Source organism: Burkholderia sp. BCC0398, from assembly GCF_902833245.1.
Lineage (GTDB): Bacteria > Pseudomonadota > Gammaproteobacteria > Burkholderiales > Burkholderiaceae > Burkholderia > Burkholderia sola.
Map to the genome: position 1 here is coordinate 21,635 of NZ_CADFEM010000003.1, position 26,448 is coordinate 48,082.

Below are 26,448 nucleotides of genomic sequence, written 5' to 3' on the forward strand. Positions count from 1 at the left end.
CACCCGTCGCGGCGGCTCGGCCCGTTCATCGTTCATGCCGGGCCGGCACTGCAAACACAATCAACGATACGGCGCGTCGGCAGCCTTCGCCGCTGCGATGTCCTTCTCGTAGCGGTCGCCCACCGCGAGCAGCATATCCTTCGTGAAATACAGGTCGCCGCGCTTTTCGCCGTGGTACTCGAGAATCTGCGTCTCGACGATCGAATCGACCGGGCAGCTCTCTTCGCAGAAACCGCAGAAGATGCACTTCGTCAGGTCGATGTCGTAGCGCGTGGTGCGGCGCGTGTTGTCCGCGCGCGTTTCCGATTCGATCGTGATCGCCAGCGCGGGGCACACGGCCTCGCACAGCTTGCACGCGATGCAGCGCTCTTCGCCGTTCTCGTAGCGGCGCAGTGCATGCAGCCCGCGGAAACGCGGCGAAATCGGGGTCTTCTCTTCCGGGAACTGCACGGTGAACTTGCGCTTGAACGTGTAGCGACCGGTCAGCGCGAGCCCCTTCAGCAGCTCGGTCAGGAAGAAGGTCTTAAAGAAGTGTTGGATAGCCGTCATGATTTCGTCCTTACTTCACCCAGATGTTCAGCGGCGACATCATCCAGAAGCCGACCACGACCACCCAGACCACCGTGACGGGCAGGAACACCTTCCAGCCCAGACGCATGATCTGGTCGTAACGGTAGCGCGGGAACGTCGCGCGCACCCAGATGAACACCGACAGCAGCGCGAAGACCTTCAGCACCAGCCAGAAGATGCCCGGGATGAACGACAGGAATTCGAACGGTGCGTCCCAGCCGCCGAGGAACAGCGTCGCAGCCAGCGCCGAGATCACGATCATGTTGATGTACTCGGCGAGGAAGAACAGCGCGAACGCCATGCCCGAGTAATCGATCATGTGACCCGCGACGATCTCCGACTCCCCTTCCACCACGTCGAACGGGTGACGGTTCGTTTCGGCGATGCCCGAGATGAAGTAGACGACGAACGCCGGCAGCAGCGGCAGCCAGTTCCACGACAGGAAGTTCACGCCGTGGCCGGCGAAGAAGCCGTGCTGTTGCGAACCGACGATTTCCGACAGGTTCAGGCTGCCGGCCGTCATCAGCACGAGCACCAGCGCGAAGCCCATCGAGATTTCGTACGACACCATCTGCGCCGCGGCGCGCATTGCACCGAGGAACGCGTACTTCGAGTTCGACGCCCAGCCGGCGAGAATCACCGCGTACACGCCGATCGACGAGATCGCCATCGCGTACAGCAGGCCCGCGTTCACGTTCGCGAGCACGGCTTCGGCCTGGAACGGGATCACCGCCCACACGGCGAATGCCGGCACGACGGTCATCACCGGCGCGATCAGGTACAGCCAGCGGCTGGCGGCGCTCGGCTGAATGACTTCCTTCAGCAGCAGCTTCAGCACGTCGGCGATCGGCTGCAGCAGGCCGCCGGGGCCGACGCGGTTCGGGCCGAGACGCACGTGCATCCAGCCGATCAGCTTGCGTTCCCACAGAATCAGGTACGCGACGCACAGCAGGATGACGACGGAGACGACGAGGATGCGCACGACTGCCCACACCGTCGGCCATGCGAAGCCGAGAAGCTCGGCCCCGCCCGCGTTGATCGTATCGAACAAGCTCATTTACGCCTTCTCCACCACCAGTTCACCGAACAGGCTGCCGAGCGCTGCGCCGGCAGGCGTCGCCGCCGACACGCGAACGACCGTCTCCGCAAGATTCGCGTCGCGCACGGCCGGCAACTGCACCGCACGCTCGCCCTGGCGCACGCGCACCGCGTCGCCTTCCTTCAAGCCCAGCTTGTCGAACAGCGCGGCCGGCAGGGCTGCGGCGTTCGCCGCCTTCGCGGCGGCCGTCAGGTGCAGCGCACCCGCGCGGCGCACGAGCGCGTCGGCGTGATAGATCGGCACATCGGCCAGGCGCTCGAAACCGCCGTTCGCGGCATTCGCCGCGGCACGGGCCGGCGCGACCGACGTCTGGTTCGACAGGCGGCCCGCGACGCCGGCGTCGCCGAGCGCGGCGAGACGCACTTCTTCCGCGGTCTCGTATTCGAAGTTCGGCAGGCCGAGCAGGCTGCCGAGCACGCGCAGCACCTTCCAGCCCGGACGCGTGTCGCCGAGCGGGCGCACGACGCCGTTGAAGCTCTGCACGGTGCCTTCGGCGTTGACGAACGTCCCGGCCGTTTCCGTGAACGGCGCGACCGGCAGCAGCACGTCGGCGTAGTCGAGGCCGTGCTTGAACGGCGACATCACGACGACCATTTCCGCCTGGTTCAGCGCGGCCAGCGCCTGTGCCGGATCGACGGCGTCGAATTCCGGTTCGACGTTCAGCAGCACGTACCCCTTGCGCGGCTGCGTGAACGCTTCGCGTGCGTTCAGGCCGCCTTCGCCCGGCAGTGCGCCGACGACGTGCGCGCCGACCGTGTTCGCCGCTTCCGTCAGGAAGCCGAACGTGGCGCCGGTGTTGTCGGCGATCCACTGCGCGACGGCGTGCAGTTGCGCGAATTGCGGATGACGGACCGCGACGTTGCCCAGCAGCACCGCGCGTCGTTCGCCGTTCGCGAGCGACTGCGCGACGGCTTGCGCGGCCGCCGATGCGGTGACGCCCGCGAGCGCGTCGGGCAGCGCGACGCCGCGCAGTTGCGCGACGGCCGCGGCGATGCCGGCCAGCTCGTCGAGCCATGCGGACGGCGCGGCGACGATGCGTTGCGCGGTCGGGATCAGCGAATCGTCACCGGTCGCATGCAGGAAGTGCAGCTTCGCGCCGTTCTTCGCAGCCTGACGCAGGCGCGATGCGAACAGCGGGTGGTCGCGGCGCAGGAACGAACCGACGACGAACGCGGCGTCCACGTTCGACAGGTCGGCGATCGGCATGCCGAGCCACGGTGCGCCCTGGACCGGCGCCGAGAAATCCTGCTGACGCAGACGGAAGTCGACGTTCGGCGTCTTCAGTTCGTTGGCGAGCTGCTTCACGAGGAACAGCTCTTCCGCGGTGCTGTGCGCGCTCGCGAGCATCGCCAGCGCGTTCGCGCCGTGATCCGCGGCGATGCCCTTCAGGCCCTTCGCGACGTATTCGAGCGCGGTCTGCCAGTCGGTTTCGATCCACTGGCCGCCCTGCTTCAGCATCGGCTTCGTCAGGCGCGCTTCGCTGTTGAGGCCTTCATACGAGAAGCGGTCCTTGTCCGAGATCCAGCATTCGTTGATCGCTTCGTTCTCGAACGGCAGCACGCGCATCACGCGGTTGTTCTTCACTTGCACGACGAGGTTCGCGCCGACGGAATCGTGCGGGCTCACCGACTTGCGGCGCGACAGTTCCCACGTCCGGGCGCTGTAGCGGAACGGCTTGCTGGTCAGCGCGCCGACCGGGCACAGGTCGATCATGTTGCCCGACATTTCGGAGTCGACCGTCTTGCCGACGAACGTCGTGATTTCCGAATGCTCGCCGCGGCCCAGCATGCCGAACTCCATCACGCCGGCGATTTCCTGGCCGAAACGGACGCAGCGCGTGCAGTGGATGCAGCGCGACATTTCTTCCATCGAGATCAGCGGGCCCACGTTCTTGTGGAACACCACGCGCTTTTCTTCCGAGTAGCGCGACGACGACTTGCCGTAGCCGACCGCCAGATCCTGCAGCTGGCATTCGCCGCCCTGATCGCAGATCGGGCAATCGAGCGGGTGATTGATGAGGAGGAATTCCATCACCGACTGCTGCGCCTTCACAGCCTTGTCGGACTGCGTGCGGACGATCATGCCGGCCGACACGGGGGTCGCGCAGGCCGGCACGGCCTTCGGCATCTTCTCGACTTCGACGAGACACATCCGGCAGTTGGCCGCAACTGACAGTTTCTTGTGATAGCAGAAGTGAGGAATGTACGTGTCCGCCTTGTGCGCAGCCTGGATCACCATGCTGCCTTCGGGCACCTCGACCTTCTTGCCGTCTATTTCAAGTTCAACCATGATGGTGAATGGTCCTTAACCTATTTCCGCCCGTTCGCGCCTTCGCCCGACCGTGCGCTCAAATTCCGCAACCGGGTGTTTCGCTTCAGGCCGCCGCAGCCGAAGCCACATGCGGCGCGTGACCGCCGACCATGCAATGCTTGTGCTCGACGTGGTACGCGAATTCGTCCCAGTAGTGCTTGAGCATCCCGCGAACCGGCATCGCCGCCGCATCGCCGAGCGCACAGATCGTGCGGCCCATGATGTTCTCGGCCACCGAGTTCAGCAGGTCCAGATCTTCCTGGCGCCCTTCGCCGTGCTCGATACGATTCACGACGCGATACAGCCAGCCGGTGCCTTCACGGCACGGCGTGCACTGGCCGCACGATTCCTCGTAGTAGAAGTACGACAGGCGCAGCAGCGAGCGCACCATGCAGCGCGTCTCGTCCATCACGATCACCGCGCCGGAACCGAGCATCGAGCCCGCCTTCGCGATCGAATCGTAGTCGAGATCCGTCTGCATCATGATGTCGCCCGGGATCACCGGCGCCGACGAACCGCCCGGAATCACGGCCTTGATCTTCTTGCCGCCGCGCATCCCGCCGGCGAGCTCCATCAGCGTCGCGAACGGCGTGCCGAGCGGCACTTCGTAGTTGCCCGGACGCTCGACGTCGCCCGACACCGAGAAAATCTTCGTGCCGCCGTTGTTCGGCTTGCCGATCTCGAGGTAATTCTGCGGCCCGATGGACAGCAGGAACGGCACCGCGGCGAACGTCTCGGTGTTGTTGATCGTGGTCGGCTTGCCGTACACGCCGAAGCTCGCCGGGAACGGCGGCTTGAAGCGCGGCTGGCCCTTCTTGCCTTCGAGCGACTCGAGCAGCGCCGTTTCCTCGCCGCAGATGTACGCGCCGTAACCGTGGTGCGCGTGCAGCTGGAACGAGAATTCCGAGCCCATGATGTTGTCGCCGAGGAACCCGGCCGCGCGCGCTTCATCCAGCGCGGCTTCGAAGCGTCGATACACTTCGAAGATCTCGCCGTGGATGTAGTTGTAGCCGACGGTGATGCCCATCGCGTATGCGCCGATGGCCATGCCTTCGATCAGCGCGTGCGGGTTCCAGCGCAGGATGTCGCGATCCTTGAACGTGCCCGGCTCGCCTTCGTCCGAGTTGCAGACGAGGTACTTCTGCCCCGGGAACTGACGCGGCATGAAGCTCCACTTCAGGCCGGTCGGGAAGCCCGCACCGCCGCGGCCGCGCAGGCCCGACGCCTTCACGTCGGCGATCACCTGCTCGGGCGGAATCTTTTCTTCGAGAATGCGGCGCAACTGCTTGTAGCCGCCGCGCGCAACGTAGTCTTCGAGGTGCCAGTTCTCGCCGTTCAGACCAGCGAGGATCAGCGGTTTGATGTGACGGTCGTGGAGGGACGTCATTTCGAGAGCTCCTCAAGCAGCTGGTCGATCTTCTCGCGGCTCATGAAGCTGCACATTCTGTGATTGTTCACCAGCAGCACCGGCGCATCGCCGCACGAGCCCATGCATTCGCCTTCCTTCAGCGTGAACCTGCCGTCGGGCGTGGTCTCGCCGAAGCCGATGCCCAGCTTCTGTTTCAGGTAGTCGGCAGTCGCTTCCGCGCCGCCGTGCGGGCCGAGCTGGCACGGCAGGTTCGTGCAGAGCGTGATCTTGTGCTTGCCGACCGGTTTGAGCTCGTACATCGTGTAGAACGTCGCGACTTCCTGCACGGCGACCGCCGGCATGCCGAGATAGTCCGCGACGAACTGCATCAGTTCGGGCGACAGCCAGCCATGCTCTTCTTGAGCCACGGCCAACGCCGACATCACGGCGGACTGTTTCTGATCGGCGGGATACTTCGTCAACGCTCGATCGATTTCCTTCAGGCCTTCAGCTGAGATCATTTTCAGACACGACTCTTTCAATTCCTACCGAACGAACAACCTGCCGCACACTGGGGTGCATGGACGGCAGACCTGGCGCTCACTCTGTTGACAGCTTGCGAAGCCGCGCCGGTTCGGCGCATACCGCTTGTGACTTCGCGTGCGACTGACTGCTCGCCGCCCGCGCGCGGGCGGCGCAACCATTAGCGATCGATTTCGCCGAACACGATGTCCTGCGTACCGATGATCGTGACGGCGTCGGCGATCATGTGACCGCGCGCCATTTCGTCGAGCGACGCCAGGTGCGCGAAACCCGGCGCGCGAATCTTGAGGCGATACGGCTTGTTGGCGCCATCCGACACGAGATAGATGCCGAACTCACCCTTCGGATGCTCGACCGCCGCGTACGCTTCGCCTTCCGGCACATGGAAACCTTCGGTGAAGAGCTTGAAGTGGTGAATCAAGTCTTCCATGTTGGTCTTCATGCCGACGCGCGACGGCGGGGCAACCTTGTGATTGTCCGTCATCACCGGGCCCGGATTCTTGCGGAGCCACTCAATACACTGTTTCGCGATGCGGATCGACTGGCGCATTTCTTCGACGCGCACCAGATAGCGGTCGTAGCAATCGCCGTTCACGCCGACCGGCACGTCGAAATCCATCCGGTCGTACACTTCGTAGGGCTGCTTCTTGCGCAGGTCCCACGCGATGCCCGAGCCGCGCAGCATCGGGCCCGTCAGGCCCATCTGCAGCGCACGTTCCGGGCTCACCACGCCGATCCCGACCAGACGCTGTTTCCAGATCCGGTTGTCGGTCAGCAGCGTTTCGTATTCGTCGACGCACTTCGGGAAGCGCGTGAAGAAATCGTCGATGAAGTCGAGCACCGAGCCGCTGCGCGCTTCGTTCATCTTCGCGAGCGCCTTCTCGTTGCGAATCTTCGACGCCTTGTATTGCGGCATTGCGTCAGGCAGATCGCGATAGACGCCGCCCGGACGATAGTAGGCCGCGTGCATCCGGGCGCCGGACACCGCTTCGTACACGTCCATCAGGTCTTCGCGTTCGCGGAACGCGTACAGGAATACGGCCATCGCGCCGACGTCGAGCGCATGCGCGCCGATCCACATCAGGTGGTTCAGCACGCGCGTGATTTCGTCGAACAGCACGCGGATGTACTGCGCGCGCTCCGGCACGTCGATGCCGAGCAGCTTTTCGATCGCGAGCACGTAGCCGTGCTCGTTGACCATCATCGACACGTAGTCGAGACGGTCCATGTACGGCACGGACTGGATGAAGGTCTTGGATTCCGCGAGCTTTTCGGTCGCGCGGTGCAGCAGGCCGATGTGCGGATCGGCACGCTGGATGACTTCGCCGTCGAGCTCGAGCACGAGGCGCAGCACGCCGTGCGCTGCCGGGTGCTGCGGGCCGAAGTTGAGCGTGTAGTTCTTGATTTCTGCCATGACGCCCCCTTAATGTTTCAGACCGCCATAGCGATCCTCGCGGATCACGCGCGGCGTGATTTCGCGCGGCTCGATCGTCACCGGCTGGTACACGACCCGCTTCTCTTCCGGGTCGTAACGCATTTCGACGTAGCCCGACACCGGGAAGTCCTTGCGGAACGGGTGACCGATGAAGCCGTAGTCGGTGAGGATGCGGCGCAGGTCGGGGTGGCCTTCGAACACGATGCCGTACAGGTCGAACGCTTCGCGCTCGTACCAGTTCGCCGAGGTCCAGATGTCGACCAGCGACGCCACGATCGGCAGATCGTCGTCCGGCGCGAACGCGCGCAGGCGCAGACGCCAGTTGTTCGTGACCGACAGCAGGTGCGACACGGCCGCGAAGCGCGGGCCGTCGTAGGCGCCGTCGCCGAAGGTCTGGTAGTCGACGCCGCAGAGGTCGATCAGTTGCTCGAAACGGAGCTTCGGATCGTCGCGCAGCGTCTTTGCGACTTCGAGGTAATCGCTCGCCTTCACGACGAGCGTCAGTTCACCGATCGCTTCGGTGAGGCTCACCACGCGCGCGCCGAGCGCGGCTTCGAGGTTTGCCTTCAGGGTCTCGATTTTGCTTGCCATATTGAGGGGACGCTCGGGGCTTTATTGACGGGCGATGGTATTGGTGCGGCGGATCTTCGCCTGAAGCTGGATCACGCCGTAGACCAGCGCCTCGGCCGTGGGCGGACAGCCCGGCACGTAGACGTCGACCGGCACGATCCGGTCGCAGCCGCGGACCACCGAGTACGAGTAGTGGTAGTAACCACCGCCGTTCGCGCACGACCCCATCGAGATCACCCAGCGCGGCTCGGCCATCTGGTCGTACACGCGGCGCAGCGCGGGCGCCATCTTGTTGCACAGCGTGCCGGCGACGATCATCACGTCCGACTGACGCGGGCTCGGACGGAACACGACACCGAACCGGTCCAGATCGTAACGGGCGGCGCCCGCATGCATCATCTCGACGGCGCAACACGCGAGCCCGAACGTCATCGGCCACAGCGAGCCGGTACGCGTCCAGTTGATCAGCTTGTCAGCCGTCGTGGTGACAAACCCTTCCTTCAAGACCCCTTCGATACTCATTTGCTTTCCACTCCAGACGAGCGACCGAGCGTGGCCGCCCATGCAAACCGGCGATTAACCCATCACTCCCAGTCGAGGCCGCCTTTCTTCCAGATATAGGCAAAGCCCAGCAGGAATTCGAGCAGAAAAATCATCATTGCGATGAAACCCGGCCAGCCGATGTCCCGGAGCGCGACGCCCCACGGGAACAGGAATGCGGTTTCGAGATCGAAGATGATGAACAGGATGGCGACGAGGTAATACCGAACGTCGAACTTCATCCGGGCGTCTTCAAAGGCTTCGAAGCCGCACTCGTACGGTGCGTTCTTCTCGACGTCCGGCTTGTTGGGACCAAGGAGCTTGCCGATGCTGACCAGCGCTATACCTAAACCAGTGCCCACGAGGAGGAACAACAAGACGGGGTAATAGGCTGCGAGGTTCAAGGCAATCCTCTATCGGTTGGTTCTGAGCGTCCGGAGAATACCACTTCCGGCGGAAGGAATCATTTCGGAGTACAGGCGATCGCAAGACAACCGCAAGCCCACCCCAGAAATGAAAAATGCCAGCCACTAGAAGCGGCTGGCATTGAGTAACTTTGGTGCCGACGGCGAGACTCGAACTCGCACAGCTTTCGCCACTACCCCCTCAAGATAGCGTGTCTACCAATTTCACCACGTCGGCACTGCATGCAACTCGGGTTGTGCTGCTTGTTCCCGCGAATCGCTTCAAGAATTAAATTCTAACCCGAGTTCCGGATTTGTTCAACGCACAACCGCAAAAAAATTAACTTTTTATTTCGGGACATCCTGGCCCGGCGCGCTTGCGGCCGAAGCGGCTGCGGCGGACGCCGCGACAGCCGGCGCCGATGCCGGCGCGGTCGCTGCCGTGCCGAGCACGCCTGCCGACGGCGTCGACTTGTACGAACCGAGGTACGTCAGCGCGAGCGTCGCGACGAAGAAGATCGCCGCGAGAATGCCCGTCGTGCGCGACAGGAAGTTCGCCGAGCCCGTCGCACCAAACAGGCTGCCCGACGCGCCGCTGCCGAACGCGGCGCCCATGTCGGCACCCTTGCCATGCTGCAGCAGCACGAGCCCGATCACGCCGAGCGCAGACAGCACCTGCACCACAATAATCAACGTCTTGAATAACAGCATCACACCCACCCGATTGGATCGGGCGACCGGACCGACCGGCCGCCGTCATGGTTCAATTCGATCTCGGACCGCTCAACGCGCGGCCCGGCAGATCGCCAGGAAATCTTCCGCCTTCAGCGACGCGCCGCCGATCAGGCCACCGTCGATGTCCGGCTGAGCAAACAGCTCTTCCGCGTTGTCCGGCTTCACGCTGCCGCCGTACAGCACGGACACGTCCGCCGCACCCTTCGCCGCGAGACGCGTACGCAGGAACGCGTGCACGTCCTGCGCCTGCGCCGACGTCGCGCTCTTGCCCGTACCGATCGCCCAGACCGGCTCGTACGCGACGACGATGCGGACAGCTTCGTCAGCCGTCAGCACGGCCAGCACCGCGTCGAGCTGCGCACCGACGACCTGCTCGGTCGCACCCGATTCGCGCTCGTCGAGCGTCTCGCCGACGCACACGACCGGCGTGAGGCCTGCCGCGAGCGCGCGTTGCGCTTTCGCGGCGACCGTCTCGCTGCTTTCGCCGTGATACGCGCGACGCTCCGAATGGCCGACGATCGCATACTGCGCGCCGAACTCCGCCACCATCGCGGCCGCCACCTCGCCGGTGAACGCGCCTTGCTCGTGCGCGGACACGTCCTGCGCGCCGAACGCGACACGGCCACCGCCGAGCTGCGCCTGAACCTGCGCGAGATACGGGAACGGCACGCACACGCCGATCGACGTTTCAGCCGCCACCGCGCCCGCACCCTGCACCACTTCGTTCAGCAGCGCCTGGTTGCCGGCCAGCCGGCCGTGCATCTTCCAGTTGCCGATCACTCGCTTTGTTCGTTGTTTCGACATCGTGTCTGTCTCGTCACTATCTTGTCATTAACGTGCCGGAACCCGGCCGTCAGGTTGGATCTGGCGAAGCAAACCCGCGATTTTACTGCGCGCGGCTTGAACCGGTCAAACCGCGTATGTCAAGCCCGCTGCGCGGGCCGTCACGCGTTCGTACCCCAATCGAGCACGATCTTGCCGATGTGCTCGCCGCTTTCCATCAGCGCATGCGCTTGCGCGGCCTCGCCGGCCGGCAGCACACGATAGATCACGGGCTTGATGCGACCGTCGGCCAGCAGCGGCCACACGCGCGCCTTCAACTGCGCGGCGATGCGCGCCTTGAACTCGACCGGGCGCGGGCGCAGCGTCGAGCCCGTCACCGTCAGCCGGCGGCGCAGGATCTCGTTCAGGTTGACCTCGGCCTTCGCGCCGCCGAGCAGCGCGATCAGCACGAGACGGCCGCCGTCCGCGAGCGCGGACAGCTCGCGCGGCACGTACGAGCCCGCCACCATGTCGAGGATCACGTCAACGCCGCGATCGTGCGTCAGCGACTTCACGACTTCGACGAAGTCTTCGGTCTTGTAGTCGATCGCGCGCTCGGCGCCGAGCGCCTCGCACGCGCGGCACTTGTCGGCGGTGCCGGCCGTCGCGAACACGCGAAAGCCGAGCGCATGCGCGATCTGGATCGCCGTCACGCCGATGCCGCTCGAGCCGCCCTGCACGAGCAGCGTCTCCTGCTCGCCGCCCTCGCCCGCGCCGAGCTGCGCACGGTCGAACACGTTGCTCCACACGGTGAAAAACGTTTCGGGCAGCGAGGCGGCCTCGACATCGGTGAGGCCGTCCGGCACCGGCAGGCACTGCGGCAGCGGCGCGACCGCATATTCGGCATAGCCGCCGCCCGCGAGCAGCGCGCACACGCGATCGCCGAGCTTCAGGCCGAACGGGTTCAGCGCCGCATCGGACACGTCGCCGCCGACGATCTCGCCCGCGACCTCGAGGCCCGGCAGATCCGACGCACCCGGCGGCGGCGCATAGGCGCCCTTGCGCTGGAACACGTCGGGCCGGTTCACGCCGGAAGCCGCCACCTTGATCAGCACTTCGCCGCGCTTCGGTTCGGGGCGCGGACGCTCCGCGAGCTTCAGCACGTCGGGGGCGCCGAATTCGGTGATTTCGATGGCTTTCATGGTGAGAATCGCTCCAGGATCGGAATCGGATGGCACGCCCGTGCGCACGGCGCGGGCGCCTCGCCGGCGCTGCTGCGCCGCACAACGATGCTACAGAAAAAACGGCCGGCACGCTTTCGCACTGCCGGCCGTTGGTCCGCCTGTCCGCTTACTGCTGCGGCGGCGTATCCGACTGCGCTGCCGCCGCTGCTTCATTCAGCAGCGCCTTGGCCGACAGACGCACGCGACCCTTCTCGTCCGTCTGGATCACCTTGACCTTCACCTGCTGACCTTCCTTCAGGTAGTCGTTGATGTCCTTCACACGCTCGTTGACGATTTCCGAGATGTGCAGCAGACCGTCCTTGCCCGGCAGCAGGTTCACGATCGCACCGAAATCGAGCAGCTTGAGCACCGTGCCTTCGTACACCTGGCCGACTTCGATTTCAGCCGTGATCTGCTCGATGCGCTTCTTCGCTTCGGCCATGCCTTCGCTGCTCGTGCTCGCGATCGTCACGACGCCGTCGTCCGAGATGTCGATGGTCGTGCCCGTTTCCTCGGTCAGCGCGCGGATCACCGAACCGCCCTTGCCGATCACGTCGCGGATCTTTTCCGGGTTGATCTTGACCGTGATCATGCGCGGCGCGAATTCCGACAGTTGCGTGTTCGCACCCGACACCGCCGACGTCATCTTGCCGAGGATGTGCATGCGGCCTTCCTTCGCCTGCGCGAGCGCGACCTGCATGATTTCCTTCGTGATGCCCTGGATCTTGATGTCCATCTGCAGTGCCGTCACGCCTTGCTCGGTGCCGGCCACCTTGAAGTCCATGTCGCCGAGGTGATCTTCGTCGCCGAGGATGTCGGTCAGCACCGCGAACTTGTTGCCTTCGAGGATCAGGCCCATCGCGATACCCGCGACGTGCGCCTTCATCGGCACGCCGGCGTCCATCAGCGCGAGGCAGCCGCCGCACACCGATGCCATCGACGACGAACCGTTCGATTCGGTGATTTCCGACACGACGCGGATCGAGTAGCCGAATTCGTCGGCGCTCGGCAGGCACTTGACCAGCGCGCGCTTGGCCAGACGGCCGTGGCCGATTTCGCGACGCTTCGGCGAGCCGACGCGGCCCGTTTCGCCGGTCGCGAACGGGGGCATGTTGTAGTGGAGCATGAAGCGCTCGCGGTATTCGCCTTCGAGCGCGTCGATGATCTGCTCGTCACCCTTCGTGCCGAGCGTCGCGACGACCAGCGCCTGCGTTTCGCCGCGCGTGAACAGCGCCGAGCCGTGGGTACGCGGCAGCACGCCGGTGCGGATCTCGATCGGGCGCACGGTGCGCGTGTCGCGGCCGTCGATGCGCGGCTCGCCGTTCAGGATCTGCGAACGGACGATCTTCGCCTCGATGTCGAACAGCACGTTGCCGACCGTGGCCTTGTCGGCCGCGACCGTACCGGCCGCCAGCGCGTCTTCCTCGAGCTTCGCCGACGTCGCCGCGTAGACTTCCTTCAGCTTCGCCGAACGCGCCTGCTTGTCGCGCAACTGGTAAGCGGCGAGCAGATCGTTCTGCGCCAGCTCGGTCACGCGGGCGATCAGCGCCTCGTTCTTCGGCGCCGGCTGCCAGTCCCACTCGGGCTTGCCGCCGTCGCGCACCAGCTCGTGGATCGCGTCGATCGCGATCTGCATCTGCTCGTGGCCGAACACCACGGCGCCCAGCATCACTTCTTCCGACAGTTGATCGGCTTCCGACTCGACCATCAGCACGGCGCGCTCCGTACCCGCGACGACGAGGTCGAGGCTCGATGCCTTGAGCTGGTCACGCGTCGGGTTCAGCACGTATGCGTTGTCGATGTATGCGACACGCGCGGCACCGACCGGGCCGTTGAACGGCAGGCCCGACACGGCGAGCGCGGCCGATGCGCCGATCAGCGCGGGGATGTCCGCCGGGATTTCCGGGTTCACGGACAGCACGTGGATCACGACCTGGACTTCGTTGTAGAAGCCTTCCGGGAACAGCGGGCGCAGCGGACGGTCGATCAGGCGCGACGTCAGCGTCTCGTGCTCCGACGGACGGCCTTCGCGGCGGAAGAAGCCGCCCGGAATCTTGCCGGCCGAGTAGGTCTTCTCGAGGTAGTCGACGGTCAGCGGGAAGAAATCCTGGCCCGGCTTCGCCGACTTCGCGCCGACGACGGTTGCCAGCACGACGGTGTCTTCGACGTCGACGATCACGGCGCCGCTCGCCTGGCGGGCGACTTCACCGGTTTCGAGGCGCACCTTGTGCTGGCCCCATTGGAATTCCTTCACGACCTTGTTGAACATGGACATGGTTGCTCCTTTGTATTCATGCATTTCATTCGCCGCGCCGGCCATCCCGCGCGGCGGCGTCCCGACCGAATCACCCGGAGCAAGGTGTGTTTTTTATGCCATTCCAGCGCGGCGCTCAAGCAGCGACGCGCTGGAATGACACAAATCCTGCCCCGGTATCGGTCGTGGCGGCGGCCCCGTACGAACGTGCGGGAGCGCCTGCGGTGCGTGTGACGCTACGCACCGCGCAAAAACAAAATGCCTGTATCAGCGGACTGACACAGGCATCTTGCTGGCGGCAATCGCCTCGATTACTTACGCAGACCCAGCTTCTCGATCAGTGCGCGGTAACGGTCGGCATCCTTGCCCTTGAGGTAGTCGAGCAGCTTGCGGCGGCGGCTCACCATGCGCAGCAGACCGCGGCGGCTGTGGTGATCCTTCGCGTGGGTCTTGAAGTGACCCGTCAGTTCGACGATACGTGCGGTCAGCAGTGCGACCTGGACTTCGGGCGACCCCGTGTCGTTGGTACCGCGGGCGAACTGAGCAACGACTTCCGACTTCTTGATATCTGCAACAGACATGTGATTTCCTTTCTAACTGAACAGGCGGACACGGAAGAATGGCCGTGCCGTGACTTACAACCGGCGCGCATTGTAGCACAACTCGGTGCCGTTCTTGGCGCTTCCCGTCACGGGCGCGTCATCGAGCACGTCGACGGCATCTCCGTGCGTTGCGCCGGCACCGCGAGCGCCGTCCGGAAGCCGTAGCCCGATCCCTCGTTGTCGAAGCGCACGCCCGGCGTGCCGGCCTTGTCCATTTCCATCACGTAAAGGGGCTGGATCAGCTGGTGATCCTGCGCGCGCATCCGCGACGCGTGGAAGCCGTCGTCGAACGACAGCCCCTCGAGCGCACGCGCGACCGCGACTGGGTCGGCCGAACCCGCACGGGTCATCGCGGCGGCCAGCATCTGGATCATCTGGCTCATCCGCCGCACCGGGTAGTCGTCCTGGGCGGCCGGAAAACGGGTCCGGAACGCGCGGTAAAACGCGTCGGACGCGGCGCCGCCCGCGTTCGGGTGCCAGTCGGCTACCGCCACGACGCGGCCGACACCCGCGTCACCCAGGGCCGCCGGCGCGCCGAGGCTGTTGCCGTAGAACGTATAGAACTTGGCGTTGAGCCCCTGTTCGCGCGCCGCCTTCACGAGCAGCGTGAGGTCGTTGCCCCAGTTGCCGGTCACGACGGCGTCCGCGCCGCTCGCGCGGATCTTCGCGATGTACGGCGAGAAATCCTTGATCCGGCCGATCGGGTGGAATTCGTCGCCGGCGATCGTCACGTCCGGGCGCCGCGCGGCCAGCGCCTGCCGAGCGAGGGTGCTGACGTCGTGACCGAAGCTGTAGTCCTGGTTCAGCAGATAGACCCTGCGCAGCGCGCGATCGCGCGCCATCACGTCCGCGAGCGCCGCCATCCGCATGCCGGCATGCGCATCGAAGCGGAAATGCCAGAAACTGCAGCGCGCGCCGGTCAGCGCCGGATCGTCGGCCGAGTAGTTCAGCAACAGCATCCGGTTGTCCGGATCGCGTGCGTTCAGCTTGTCGAGCGCCGCGACGAGCGCGGCCGCGACGGCCGAGCTGTTGCCCTGCGCGACGAAGCCGACATGGCGGTCGGCGGCCGCGCGCAACTGCACGAGCGCCTCCTCAGGGCTGCCCTTGCTGTCGAGCACGACGAGCTCGAGCGGGTGCGCGCCGTCGCGCAGCTTCACGCCGCCCGCCGCATTGACCTGCTCGACGCCGAAGCGCAGGTTGCGCTCGACCGCCGCGCCCGCGTTCGCGAACGGGCCGGACATCCCTTCGATCAGTGCGATCCGCACCGGCTCGCCGCCGGCAAACGCGGACGACACCAGCATCCACCCCGCGCTCCACGCGAGCGCGCATCGCTTCCATCCGTGCATCGCCAACCTGCCCTTCAATCTGCCCGAGAAGCGCGGATCATAGGCCGCCGCGCCCGCGGCCCGCAAGCGCGACGGCGCGCGATCCGCACCGATTTTTTCCGCCCGATGCACGATCGCGCGCCGTCCGTGATAAAACGGGACCTGTTTCCGTGTTCTGGAGAATCCGATGCGCTCTCGCATTCCCGCGCGCCTGCCGGTGCTGGTCGCCTGCGCCGCCGCGCTGCTGGCCGGTTGCGCGCAACCGTGGCAGCAATACCAGGCCGGCCAGGACGAGTCGGCGATCGTCGCGCGCATGGGCCCGCCGCGCGAGATCTATGACCTCCCGGGCGGCGGCAAGCGCCTGATGTGGCCGACCCAGCCAATGGGCGAGATCACGGTCGCGGCCGACGTCGACGCGGCCCACCGGATCGTCAACGTGCGCCAGGTGCTGCAGCCGAGCGAGTTCTATCGCGCGGAGATCGGCAAGTGGACGAAGACCGACGTCCTCGTCAATTTCGGACGCCCGGTCGAGACCTCCTACTTTCCGCTGATGAAGCGCGAGGTGTGGACGTACCGGTATCTCGAGGACAACGTCTGGTACATGATGTACAGCTTCTACTTCGATCCGCAGGGCATCCTGCGCACCACGCAGAAAACGCCGGACCCGCTGCACGATCCCGATCGCCGCACGCTGTTCTGACCGATTGCGCATTGACGCGCAATTGTCGCAATGGCCATTCACGAATGATTGCGTGAATGGCCATTTCATTTTTTCCGTCGTGTTATTTAATTTCAGGAATAAGACGGAAAACTTTTCCGATCGTTAATATTTCGATGGCAATACGCTGAACGGCCCGTCATGCGGGCGCCTGCGCATAAACAGGCATGCCCGGCGCATGTCATGCGTCTCGCTGGTGCATGCAATGCACTACGCCTAATCAATTTGAAACAATTTGTTTCAACCCACCCGGAGTGCTAGGGCATACCCCTAATATCAGTCGAAATCGAACCTTTCAACTTAGAAAGAATGTCGGTACGCCATTTCGATCGATATTTATTCGCCTTGTTCATAAAGGAGTCCTCATGAACCGCCCCAAGAGCATGCTGGTTGCCAACATTGCCTGGGCCCGCGAGACGCGCGAACACACGCCCGGCTTCTTCGACACGCTCGCGCGCGGCCAGAACCCGCGCGTGCTGTGGATCGGCTGCGCCGACAGCCGCGTGCCGGCCGAAACCATCACGCACTGCGCGCCCGGCGAGCTGTTCGTCCATCGCAACATCGCGAACCTGTTCCAGCCGGACGACGACAATTCCGCCAGCGTGCTCGAGTACGCGGTGCGGGTGCTGAAGGTCGACCACGTGATCGTGTGCGGTCACTACGGGTGTGGCGGCGTGCGCGCATCGCTGCTGCCGCCGCCCGCCGACCTGCCGCACGTCGCGCGCCGCATCGCGCCGCTCTGCGCGCTCGCGCGGCGCCATCGCGACACGCTCGACGGGCTCGACGACCTGGCCGCCGCCGATCGCCTCGCCGAGCTGAACGTGCTCGAACAGGTGCGGCTGCTGCGCGCGTCGCCGATCGTGCGCGGCCGCGAACGACCGCCGCTCGTGCACGGCTGGATCTTTTCGCTCGCCGACGGCCGCCTGAAGGAGCTCGATTCCGGCTATGCAGCACCGCCGGCCGAAGCCGAGCCCGAGCCCGAGCCGGAGCCTGTTGCCGCCGCCGCCGCGCTCGGTTGACCCGCGCCCTGCCCTCCACGCCAACGAAACCGCCCCAACCATGAAACTGAACGAGCGCCTGTCCACCCTGCCGCGCGACATCGTCGCCGGTATCGTCGTTTTCCTCGTCGCGTTGCCGCTCTGTCTCGGCATCGCCAATGCCTCCGGCGTCGAACCGTTCGCCGGGCTCGTGTCCGGCATCGTCGGCGGCATCGTCGTCGCGCTGCTGAGCGGCTCGTCGCTGTCCGTCAGCGGGCCGGCCGCCGGCCTCGTCGTGATCGTCGTCGAAGGCATCGCGCAGCTCGGCAGCTTCTCCGCGTTCCTGCTCGCGGTGTTGCTGTCCGGCGTGCTGCAGTTCGGCTTCGGCATGCTGCGCGCCGGCCGCTTCGCCGCCTACGTGCCGTCGCCCGTCATCAAGGGCATGCTCGCCGCGATCGGCCTGCTGCTGATCGTGAAGCAGATTCCGTTCGCATTCGGCATCGGCGGCGCGGCTTCGCAATCGTTTGCGAACTGGCTGACGCTGCCGACCGCATGGGCCGCCACGGCCATCGCGGTTGCGTCGCTGGCGCTGCTGATCGCGTGGGACACGCCGGCACTCAAGCGCTTCGCATGGGTGCGTTCGGTCCCCGCCCCGCTCGCGGTCGTCGTGCTCGGCATCGGCGCGACGCTCGTGCTCGGCATGGTCGCACCGGCAGCCGCACCGGGCGCCGCGCATCGCGTCACGCTGCCCGAATTCGACTCGTTCGCGACGCTCGCGGCATCGCTCAAGCATGCGGAGCTCGGCCCGAACTTCGCGCACCTGGTCAATCCGGACGTCTGGCGGGTTGCGATCACGCTGGCGGTCGTCGCGAGCCTCGAGACGCTGCTGTGCCTCGAAGCGGTCGAACAGATCGATCCGAAGCGGCGACCGACCCAACCCGATCGCGAACTGAAGGCCCAGGGCGTCGGCAATCTGGTCGCGGGCGCGGTCGGCGGCCTGCCGATCACGTCGGTGATCGTGCGCAGTTCGGCCAACGTCAACGCAGGCGCGCAAAGCCGGATGTCCGCGATCGTGCACGGGATCCTGCTGCTCGCGAGCGTGTTCGCGCTCACCGGCCTGATCAATCTGATCCCGCTCGCGAGCCTGGCCGCGATCCTGATCCACACCGGTCTGAAGCTCGCGAAACCGGCGCTGTTCCGCTCGGTGATGAAGCAAGGCCCGGCCGCGTTCGCGCCGTTCGCCGCGACGATCGTCGGCGTGCTCGCAGTCGACCTGCTGTTCGGCATCGCGCTCGGCCTCGCGTGCAGCGTGCTGGCCGTCGCCGTCGCGAACCTGAAGAGCCCCGTCACGCTCGCGCAGCATGACGACCACTTCCTGCTGTCGTTCCGCAAGGACGTGTCGTTTCTGGGCAAGGTACAGGTCAAGCACCACCTGCGCCACATTCCGGACCGGGCGGCGGTGATCATCGACGCGACGCGCGCCGACTACATCGATCACGACGTGCTCGAACTGCTCGATGCGTTCGTCGCCGATGCGCCGCGGCGCGGGATCGCGGTCGAGTTCCGCCGGCGCCAGCCGGCGCCACGCGCGGCTGCGCGCCGCTGGCTGTTCCGCGCGCCGGCCGCCGAATGAGCGGCCAATGAAAAAACGCCTCGGGCGGCGCAGGGCCACACGGGGCGTTTCGGGGCTGCCTGATGAGCGCGGCGGCGCGCGCAGCTTACGAACGCTGCGGGTTGACCTTGTCGTCCTTCGAGTGCAGCTTGTTCAGCGCGGAAATGTACGCTTTCGCGGACGCGGCGACGATATCCGGATCGGTACCGACGCCGTTGACGATCCGCCCGCTCTTCGACAGCCGGACCGTCACTTCGCCCTGCGCCTGCGTGCCGGTCGTGATCGCGTTCACCGAGTACAGCAGCAGCTCGGACCCGCTGCCGACTTCGCCCTCGATCGCATTGAACGTCGCGTCGACCGGGCCGTTGCCGCGCGCCTCGCCGGTCACTTCCTTGCCTTCGACCGCGAACACGATTTTCGCCTGCGGCTGCTCGCCCGTTTCCGAACGCTGCGACAGCGACACGAACTTGAAGTGCTCCTGCTCGTGCGCGAGCGCCGATTCCTCGGACACGATCGCGATGATGTCCTCGTCGAAGATCTCCGCCTTGCGGTCGGCCAGATCCTTGAAGCGCATGAACGCGGCATTCAATTCGGCTTCGCTGTCGAGCGATACGCCGAGTTCCTGCAGGCGCTGCTTGAACGCGTTGCGGCCCGACAGCTTGCCGAGCACGATCTTGTTCGCGGTCCAGCCCACGTCTTCCGCACGCATGATCTCGTAGGTGTCGCGCGCCTTCAGCACGCCGTCCTGGTGAATGCCCGACGCGTGCGCGAACGCGTTCGCGCCGACCACTGCCTTGTTCGGCTGCACGACGAAACCGGTGATCTGCGACACGAGCTTCGACGTCGGCACGATTTGCGTCGTGTCGATGCCGACGTCGAGGCCGAAGTAGTCCTTGCGGGTCTTCACGGCCATCACGATTTCTTCGAGCGACGTGTTGCCCGCGCGCTCGCCGAGGCCGTTGATCGTGCACTCGATCTGGCGCGCACCGCCGATCTTCACGCCGGCGAGCGAGTTCGCGACCGCCATCCCGAGGTCGTTGTGGCAATGCACCGAGAAGATCGCCTTGTCCGAGTTCGGAATGCGTTCGCGCAGCGTCTTCACGAGGTTGCCGTACAGCTCCGGCACGCCGTAGCCGACCGTATCGGCGATGTTGATCGTCGTCGCGCCTTCGGCGATCACGGCTTCCAGCACGCGGCACAGGAAATCGAGATCCGAGCGGCTGCCGTCTTCCGGCGAGAACTCGACGTTGTCGGTGAACTTGCGCGCGAAACGCACCGCGAGACGCGCCTGCTCGAACACCTGGTCCGGCGTCATCCGCAGCTTCTTCTCCATGTGCAGCGGCGACGTCGCGATGAACGTGTGGATCCGCGCGCTGTTGGCCGGCTTCAATGCGTCCGCCGCGCGCTGGATGTCCTTGTCGTTGGCCCGCGCCAGCGAGCAGATCGTGCTGTCCTTCACGAGACCGGCGATCGTGTGGATCGCGTCGAAATCGCCGTTGGAGCTGGCGGCGAAGCCGGCCTCGATCACGTCGACCTTCATCCGCTCGAGGTGCTTCGCAATGCGGATTTTCTCTTCCTTCGTCATCGACGCACCGGGCGATTGCTCGCCGTCACGCAACGTCGTATCGAAAATGATCAGCTTGTCTGTCATGGGGGGCTCCAGGGCTCTTTTATACGGAAGTCAAACGTAATGAGATCGCGCCACCGCTGGCGACGCTCAACAACAGACGAGGCTTGAGACGGGGGGCGAGAACGGTCAGCGCGGCAGGCGCGCCAAAGCTAGCGCGCGTAGCGGCGCACCGGCTAGAAGGAGGGAGAGGCGGGGAAATGCAGTCATGCCGAAGACTATAGCGACATTCCGCTGGCCGCGCAATCGGACGGCGCCCGGGAACCGACGCAGTCCGGCCAGCAAAAAGGGACAAATGAAAACGGCGGCCCCGAGGCCGCCGTTTCCGGGCAGATCGCAGATCGCGCGCGGATTCAGTGATCGCGCTGCGACGAGCGCGCCGGGTTCGCCCGCCCGCGAATGGCCTGGTAGGCCCAGAACACATAGCCGGACAGCCCGTACAGCACGAACAGGCAGAACAGCATCAGCGGCGGATCGGACGACACGAGCACGAACGCGACGACGACGAGCAGGATCGCCGCGAACGGCACGCGGTGCCGCACGTCGAGCGCCTTGCCGCTGTAGAACGGTGCGTTCGACACCATCGTCACGCCCGCGTAGATCGTCAGCGCGAATGCGACCCACGGCAGCCAGCCAAGCTTCATCGGCACGCGGTTGTCGGTCGCGAGCCACACGAAGCCCGCGATCAGCGCGGCGGCGGCCGGGCTCGGCAGCCCCTGGAAGAAACGCTTGTCGACGCTGCCGATGTTCGTGTTGAAGCGCGCGAGGCGCAGCGCGGCGCCCGAGCAATAGACGAACGCGGCGAGCCAGCCCCAGCGGCCGAGATCCTTCAGCACCCATTCGTACATCACGAGCGCCGGCGCGACGCCGAACGACACCATGTCCGACAGGCTGTCGAACTGCTCGCCGAACGCGCTCTGCGTATGCGTCATGCGCGCAACGCGCCCGTCCATCCCGTCGAGCACCATCGCGACGAAAATCGCGATCGCGGCGATCTCGAAGCGGACGTTCATCGCCTGCACGACCGCGAAGAAGCCGCAGAACAGCGCGGCGGTCGTGAATGCGTTCGGCAGCAAATAGATGCCGCGCGTCTTCAGGAACCGCTGGCGCGCGGCGCGGCGGCTTTCGAGCGGCGCCGCATCGGGCGCCATCACCTTGTTGCGGCGGAACGGGCGTGGCGTCTGGCCGGAGCCGTTACGCGGCCGACGCGGTTTGAATGCGGCCATCGTGCGCCCCGCCGCTTACTGTTCGAGCTCGGCGAGGATCGTCGACGACGCGTAGACCTTCTCGCCGATCGACACCTTCGCGCGGCTGCCGAGCGGCAGGTACACGTCGACGCGCGAACCGAAGCGGATGAAACCGTAGCGCTGGCCGCGCGACAGCGGCTCGCCGGCGCGCACGTAGCAGAGGATCCGGCGGGCGATCAGGCCCGCGATCTGCACGGACGTGACGGTCTTGCCGCTCGCCGTCTGGATCACGACCGCATTGCGCTCGTTCTCGGTCGACGCCTTGTCGATCGCCGCGTTCAGGAACGCACCCGGGAAGTACTCGACCTTGCTGATCGCGCCATCGACCGGCGAACGCTGCGAATGGACGTTGAAGACATTCATGAACACGCTGATCTTCAGCGCTTCGCGGTTCGCGTACGGATCCTGCGCGGTCTCGACCGCGACGATGCGGCCGTCCGCCGGGCACAGCACCGCGTTCGGCTGCGCCGGGATCGGGCGCTGCGGATCGCGGAAGAACTGGACGACGAAGACGAGCAGCAGCCAGAACGGCCACGCGAAGCCGAAGCCCCCGACGGCGTGGATCAACAGCGCGATGACGGCTGCAATCGCGATGAACGGCCAGCCTTCGCGCGCGATGATCGGATGAGGATAGTTCATGGGTTCGTTCGGTGTTCGGTGAATTGCAAAGCCCGTAGGATAGCAAAAGCCGCCCGGGGCACTGCTGCCTTCGGACGGCTTTTTGATACCGACCCTCCACTCGAAGGGCCGGAACAGCACGTTTTGCTTCTATCGGTGCTTAGTTCTTCGTCTGGTCGACGAGCTTGTTCTTCGCGATCCACGGCATCATCGCGCGCAGCTTCGCGCCGACCTGCTCGATCTGGTGCTCGGCCGTCAGGCGGCGGCGCGATTGCAGCGTCGGCGCGCCCGCCTTGTTCTCGAGAATGAAGCTCTTCGCGTACTCGCCCGTCTGGATGTCGGTCAGGCACTGCTTCATCGCCTTCTTCGTCTCTTCCGTGACGACGCGCGGGCCGGTCACGTATTCGCCGTACTCGGCGTTGTTCGAGATCGAGTAGTTCATGTTCGCGATGCCGCCTTCGTAGATCAGGTCGACGATCAGCTTCAGTTCGTGCAGGCACTCGAAGTACGCCATTTCCGGCGCGTAGCCGGCTTCGACCAGCGTCTCGAAACCGGCCTTGATCAGCTCGACGGTACCGCCGCACAGCACGGCCTGCTCGCCGAACAGGTCGGTTTCGGTTTCTTCACGGAAGTTCGTCTCGATGATGCCGGCACGGCCGCCGCCGTTCGCCGCCGCGTACGACAGCGCGATGTCGCGCGCCGCGCCCGACTTGTTCTGCGCAACCGCGATCAGGTGCGGCACGCCGCCACCTTGCGAGTACGTGCCGCGCACGGTGTGGCCCGGTGCCTTCGGCGCGATCATGATCACGTCGAGGTCGGCGCGCGGGATCACCTGGCCGTAGTGGACGTTGAAGCCGTGCGCGAACGCGAGCGCCGCGCCCTGCTTGATGTTCGCGTGCACTTCCTTCGCGTACACGTCGGCGATCTGCTCGTCCGGCAGCAGCATCATGACGACGTCCGCGCCCTTCACTGCTTCGGCGACTTCCTTGACCGACAGGCCGGCGTTTTCGGCCTTGCTCCACGACGCGCCGTCCTTGCGCAGGCCGACCGTCACGTTCACGCCGCTTTCCTTCAGGTTCAGCGCGTGCGCATGGCCTTGCGAGCCGTAGCCGATGATCGTGACTTGCTTGCCCTTGATGAGGGAGAGGTCGGCGTCTTTGTCGTAGAAAACGTTCATGATGGTTCCTTCGCTAATTCAAAAAATTCAATGATTCGTTCGGATGGAGTACTGCGGGCCGGGACATGACGGCGCACCCGGCGTGCCATTTCTGGCTATGTCGGCATCACACCTTCAGGATGCGCTCGCCGCGTCCGATGCCGGAGCTGCCGGTGCGCACGGTCTCGAGGATCGCGCTGGCGTCCAGCCCCTGGATGAATGCGTCGAGCTTGTCGCTCGCGCCCGTCAATTCGATCGTGTAGGTCTTTTCGGTCACGTCGATGATGCGGCCGCGGAAAATGTCCGACATCCGCTTCATTTCTTCGCGCTCCTTGCCCACTGCACGTACCTTGATCAGCATCAGCTCGCGTTCGATGTGTGCACCGTCGGTCAGGTCCACCACTTTCACCACCTCGATCAGGCGGTTCAGATGCTTCGTGATCTGTTCGATCACGTCGTCGGAGCCAATGGAAACGATGGTGAGCCGCGACAGCGATTGGTCTTCGGTCGGCGCCACCGTCAAGGTTTCGATGTTGTAGCCGCGTGCGGAAAACAGGCCGACCACGCGCGACAGCGCGCCCGGTTCGTTCTCCAGCAGGACGGAAATGATGTGTCTCATGTTCGCTTCTTCCAGAATGTGTCCGTGTCGATTCACCCGCGCCGCGCGCCGCCGCGTGCCGCACCGCCCTTCGTGAAGGCGGCCGCATCGGGCCGGGCGCGCGTCGCGCCGTTACAGATCTTCCGATCCGAGCAGCATCTCGGTGATGCCCTTGCCGGCCTGTACCATCGGCCAGACGTTTTCGGTCGGATCGGTCTGGAAGTCGAGAAACACGGTGCGGTCCTTCAGGCGCAGCGCTTCCTTCAGCGCCGGCTCCACATCCGAAGTCTTTTCGATCCGCATGCCGACGTGGCCGTACGCTTCGGCAAGCTTCACGAAATCGGGCAGCGCATCCATGTACGAATGCGAATAGCGCTTGCTGTATTCGATCTGCTGCCACTGGCGGACCATGCCGAGGTAGCGGTTGTTCAGCGAAATGATCTTCACGGGCGTGTCGTACTGCAGGCAGGTCGACAGTTCCTGGATGCACATCTGGATCGAGCCTTCGCCCGTGATGCACAGCACGTCGTCGTCCGGATGGGCCATCTTGACGCCCATCGCCGCCGGCAGGCCGAAGCCCATCGTGCCGAGGCCGCCGGAGTTGATCCAGCGACGCGGCTTGTTGAAACGGTAGAACTGCGCGGCCCACATCTGGTGCTGGCCGACGTCCGAGCACACGAACGCGTTGCCGTCCGTCAGCTCCCACGCCTTCTCGACCACGTACTGCGGCTTGATGATCTCGCTTTCGCGGTCGTATTTCAGGCAGTCTTTCGCGCGCCAGCCCTCGATGTCCTTCCACCATTGCGCGAGCGCGTCGGTGTCGGGGCCATGCTCGGCCGTCTGCAGTTGCTCGATCAGCTCCTTCAGCACTTCCTTCACGTCGCCGACGATCGGGATGTCGACCTTCACGCGCTTCGAGATCGACGACGGGTCGATGTCGATGTGAATGATCTTGCGCGGGCGCGACGCGAAGTGCGCCGGGTCGCCGATCACGCGGTCGTCGAAGCGGGCGCCGATCGCGATCAGCACGTCGCAGTGCTGCATCGCCATGTTCGCTTCGTAGGTGCCGTGCATGCCGAGCATGCCGAGGAATTTCTTGTCCGACGCGCGATAGCCGCCGAGGCCCATCAGCGTGTTCGTGACCGGGTAGCCGAGCAGGTCCGCGAACTGGTTCAGCTCGCGCGACGCGTCGGCGAGGATGATGCCGCCACCCGTGTAGATGTATGGGCGCTTGGCCGTCAGCAGCAGCGACACGGCCTTGCGGATCTGGCCCGAATGGCCCTTCGTGACCGGATTGTACGAACGCAGCGACACGCTCTTCACCGGCTCGTACTGGCACGGCGTCTTCGAGATGTCCTTCGGGATGTCGATCAGCACCGGGCCAGGACGGCCGGTGCGGGCGATATAGAACGCCTTCTTGACGGTTTCCGCGAGGTCGCGCACGTCCTTCACGAGGAAGTTGTGCTTCACGCACGGACGCGTGATGCCGACGGTGTCGCATTCCTGGAACGCATCCTGACCGATCGCGGCAGTCGGCACCTGGCCGCTGATCACGACCATCGGGATCGAATCCATGTACGCCGTTGCGATGCCGGTCACCGCGTTGGTGACACCGGGGCCGGACGTCACGAGACAGACGCCGACATTGCCGGTGGAGCGCGCATACGCATCGGCTGCGTGCACGGCCGCCTGTTCATGGCGCACCAGCACGTGCTGAATCTTGTCCTGCTTGTACAGCTCGTCGTAGATGTAGAGAACCGAGCCGCCGGGGTAGCCCCAGATGAATTCGACGTTTTCGTCGGCCAGTGCCTTCATGAGCACGGTACCGCCGATGGAGTCGCTATCGGGAGGGGAAAGGGGTTCCGACGTGGAGAATTCCGCGCTGGGCATGTTCATTTTGACCTTTCGAATTTTCGGCAAAAAATTGATCGGGTGCTCTCTGCCGGGCTTGTGGCTCGGGTTCAAGCGGCGCGTCCAGTTTGAAGGGCGGGCTTCTTGGGCCAGCCTCAAATGAGACCATCACTTCATGTTGCGAATCGCCGACAATAGCGGGTCGCAGCTGGGCCGTCAAGCAAAATATCCCGCAGCGCATCATGCGCGCCGCCCGGCGCCCGGCCGCCGCGGTTCGCGCGCAACGTGCGGCGGCCGACCCGGTGCCAAGGCGCATGAAAATTT

Annotated in this window: 24 protein-coding genes and 1 tRNA gene; 3 read left to right on the forward strand and 22 right to left on the reverse strand. The window is 65.1% G+C overall.

The annotated features are described in order from the left end of the window. Positions 1-60 precede the first annotated feature (60 nt). The 16 genes from nuoI to HWX76_RS06835 all read right to left on the reverse strand — a co-directional run bounded on the left by nuoI (position 61) and on the right by HWX76_RS06835 (position 15,741). Positions 61-549, reverse strand: a complete 489-nt coding sequence (nuoI, locus tag HWX76_RS06760; RefSeq protein ID WP_006484869.1) for an NADH-quinone oxidoreductase subunit NuoI — start codon at positions 547-549, stop codon at positions 61-63. 10 nt (positions 550-559) lie between these two features. Continuing rightward, a complete protein-coding gene (gene nuoH / locus HWX76_RS06765) occupies positions 560-1,627 on the reverse strand; it encodes an NADH-quinone oxidoreductase subunit NuoH (RefSeq protein ID WP_050016474.1) in 1,068 nt (355 codons plus the stop codon). Next, a complete protein-coding gene (nuoG, locus tag HWX76_RS06770; protein WP_176015617.1) occupies positions 1,628-3,958 on the reverse strand; it encodes an NADH-quinone oxidoreductase subunit NuoG in 2,331 nt (776 codons plus the stop codon). An 85-nt stretch (positions 3,959-4,043) separates the two neighbouring features. Further along, entirely contained in the window at positions 4,044-5,366 is a 1,323-nt protein-coding gene (gene nuoF, locus HWX76_RS06775) for an NADH-quinone oxidoreductase subunit NuoF (protein ID WP_017331620.1), read from the reverse strand. Next, positions 5,363-5,848 (reverse strand): NADH-quinone oxidoreductase subunit NuoE, encoded by a 486-nt coding sequence (gene nuoE, locus HWX76_RS06780; protein WP_050016470.1) that lies wholly within the window; start codon positions 5,846-5,848, stop codon positions 5,363-5,365. Before nuoE ends, nuoF begins: the two co-directional genes overlap by 4 nt. A gap of 182 nt (positions 5,849-6,030) precedes the next feature. Beyond that, entirely contained in the window at positions 6,031-7,284 is a 1,254-nt protein-coding gene (locus tag HWX76_RS06785) for an NADH-quinone oxidoreductase subunit D (RefSeq protein ID WP_034184888.1), read from the reverse strand. Positions 7,285-7,293: 9 nt separating this feature from the next. Then, the gene (locus HWX76_RS06790; protein ID WP_006478264.1) at positions 7,294-7,896 is read right to left on the reverse strand and encodes an NADH-quinone oxidoreductase subunit C; all 603 of its coding nucleotides are present in this window, start codon (positions 7,894-7,896) and stop codon (positions 7,294-7,296) included. 21 nt (positions 7,897-7,917) lie between these two features. After that, positions 7,918-8,397 carry an NADH-quinone oxidoreductase subunit B gene (locus tag HWX76_RS06795; RefSeq protein WP_006398799.1) on the reverse strand — a complete coding sequence of 160 codons (480 nt, stop codon included), beginning with the start codon at positions 8,395-8,397 and terminating at the stop codon, positions 7,918-7,920. A 62-nt stretch (positions 8,398-8,459) separates the two neighbouring features. Further along, on the reverse strand, positions 8,460-8,819 hold the full coding sequence (locus tag HWX76_RS06800; protein WP_006398798.1) for an NADH-quinone oxidoreductase subunit A: 360 nt from the start codon (positions 8,817-8,819) through the stop codon (positions 8,460-8,462). Between the two features lie 153 nt (positions 8,820-8,972). After that, a tRNA-Leu gene (locus HWX76_RS06805) sits at positions 8,973-9,057 on the reverse strand. Between the two features lie 110 nt (positions 9,058-9,167). Beyond that, positions 9,168-9,530 carry a preprotein translocase subunit SecG gene (secG, locus tag HWX76_RS06810; protein WP_050016466.1) on the reverse strand — a complete coding sequence of 121 codons (363 nt, stop codon included), beginning with the start codon at positions 9,528-9,530 and terminating at the stop codon, positions 9,168-9,170. Positions 9,531-9,602: 72 nt separating this feature from the next. Beyond that, positions 9,603-10,358, reverse strand: coding sequence for a triose-phosphate isomerase (gene tpiA / locus HWX76_RS06815; RefSeq protein WP_050016464.1), 756 nt, complete (start codon positions 10,356-10,358; stop codon positions 9,603-9,605). A gap of 140 nt (positions 10,359-10,498) precedes the next feature. Then, complete coding sequence (locus tag HWX76_RS06820; protein WP_050016461.1) at positions 10,499-11,518, reverse strand: NAD(P)H-quinone oxidoreductase; 1,020 nt, start codon at positions 11,516-11,518, stop codon at positions 10,499-10,501. Positions 11,519-11,666: 148 nt separating this feature from the next. Then, positions 11,667-13,814 (reverse strand): polyribonucleotide nucleotidyltransferase, encoded by a 2,148-nt coding sequence (gene pnp / locus HWX76_RS06825; protein WP_050016459.1) that lies wholly within the window; start codon positions 13,812-13,814, stop codon positions 11,667-11,669. A 290-nt stretch (positions 13,815-14,104) separates the two neighbouring features. Beyond that, on the reverse strand, positions 14,105-14,374 hold the full coding sequence (rpsO, locus tag HWX76_RS06830) for a 30S ribosomal protein S15 (protein WP_006398792.1): 270 nt from the start codon (positions 14,372-14,374) through the stop codon (positions 14,105-14,107). A gap of 107 nt (positions 14,375-14,481) precedes the next feature. Beyond that, a complete protein-coding gene (locus HWX76_RS06835; protein WP_050016511.1) occupies positions 14,482-15,741 on the reverse strand; it encodes a branched-chain amino acid ABC transporter substrate-binding protein in 1,260 nt (419 codons plus the stop codon). Between the two features lie 166 nt (positions 15,742-15,907). On the opposite strand from HWX76_RS06835, the gene HWX76_RS06840 reads away from it, so the two are divergent. From HWX76_RS06840 to HWX76_RS06850, 3 genes are all read left to right on the forward strand, one after another. Then, complete coding sequence (locus HWX76_RS06840) at positions 15,908-16,420, forward strand: hypothetical protein (protein ID WP_050016457.1); 513 nt, start codon at positions 15,908-15,910, stop codon at positions 16,418-16,420. 383 nt (positions 16,421-16,803) lie between these two features. Further along, the gene (locus HWX76_RS06845) at positions 16,804-17,457 is read left to right on the forward strand and encodes a carbonic anhydrase (RefSeq protein ID WP_050016456.1); all 654 of its coding nucleotides are present in this window, start codon (positions 16,804-16,806) and stop codon (positions 17,455-17,457) included. Positions 17,458-17,497: 40 nt separating this feature from the next. Then, positions 17,498-19,048 (forward strand): SulP family inorganic anion transporter, encoded by a 1,551-nt coding sequence (locus HWX76_RS06850; RefSeq protein ID WP_050016455.1) that lies wholly within the window; start codon positions 17,498-17,500, stop codon positions 19,046-19,048. An 85-nt stretch (positions 19,049-19,133) separates the two neighbouring features. Here HWX76_RS06850 and HWX76_RS06855 read toward each other — a convergent pair whose 3' ends face one another. The 6 genes from HWX76_RS06855 to HWX76_RS06880 form a co-directional block, all read right to left on the reverse strand. After that, the gene (locus tag HWX76_RS06855) at positions 19,134-20,678 is read right to left on the reverse strand and encodes a 2-isopropylmalate synthase (RefSeq protein ID WP_050016453.1); all 1,545 of its coding nucleotides are present in this window, start codon (positions 20,676-20,678) and stop codon (positions 19,134-19,136) included. 329 nt (positions 20,679-21,007) lie between these two features. Next, on the reverse strand, positions 21,008-21,880 hold the full coding sequence (gene pssA / locus HWX76_RS06860; protein WP_050016452.1) for a CDP-diacylglycerol--serine O-phosphatidyltransferase: 873 nt from the start codon (positions 21,878-21,880) through the stop codon (positions 21,008-21,010). Between the two features lie 15 nt (positions 21,881-21,895). Then, complete coding sequence (locus HWX76_RS06865; RefSeq protein WP_006491035.1) at positions 21,896-22,540, reverse strand: phosphatidylserine decarboxylase; 645 nt, start codon at positions 22,538-22,540, stop codon at positions 21,896-21,898. A gap of 139 nt (positions 22,541-22,679) precedes the next feature. Then, positions 22,680-23,696, reverse strand: coding sequence for a ketol-acid reductoisomerase (ilvC, locus tag HWX76_RS06870; protein WP_034190794.1), 1,017 nt, complete (start codon positions 23,694-23,696; stop codon positions 22,680-22,682). Positions 23,697-23,802: 106 nt separating this feature from the next. Continuing rightward, on the reverse strand, positions 23,803-24,294 hold the full coding sequence (ilvN, locus tag HWX76_RS06875) for an acetolactate synthase small subunit (protein WP_006750445.1): 492 nt from the start codon (positions 24,292-24,294) through the stop codon (positions 23,803-23,805). Between the two features lie 111 nt (positions 24,295-24,405). Continuing rightward, positions 24,406-26,169 (reverse strand): acetolactate synthase 3 catalytic subunit, encoded by a 1,764-nt coding sequence (locus HWX76_RS06880; RefSeq protein WP_176015618.1) that lies wholly within the window; start codon positions 26,167-26,169, stop codon positions 24,406-24,408. Positions 26,170-26,448: the final 279 nt, after the last annotated feature.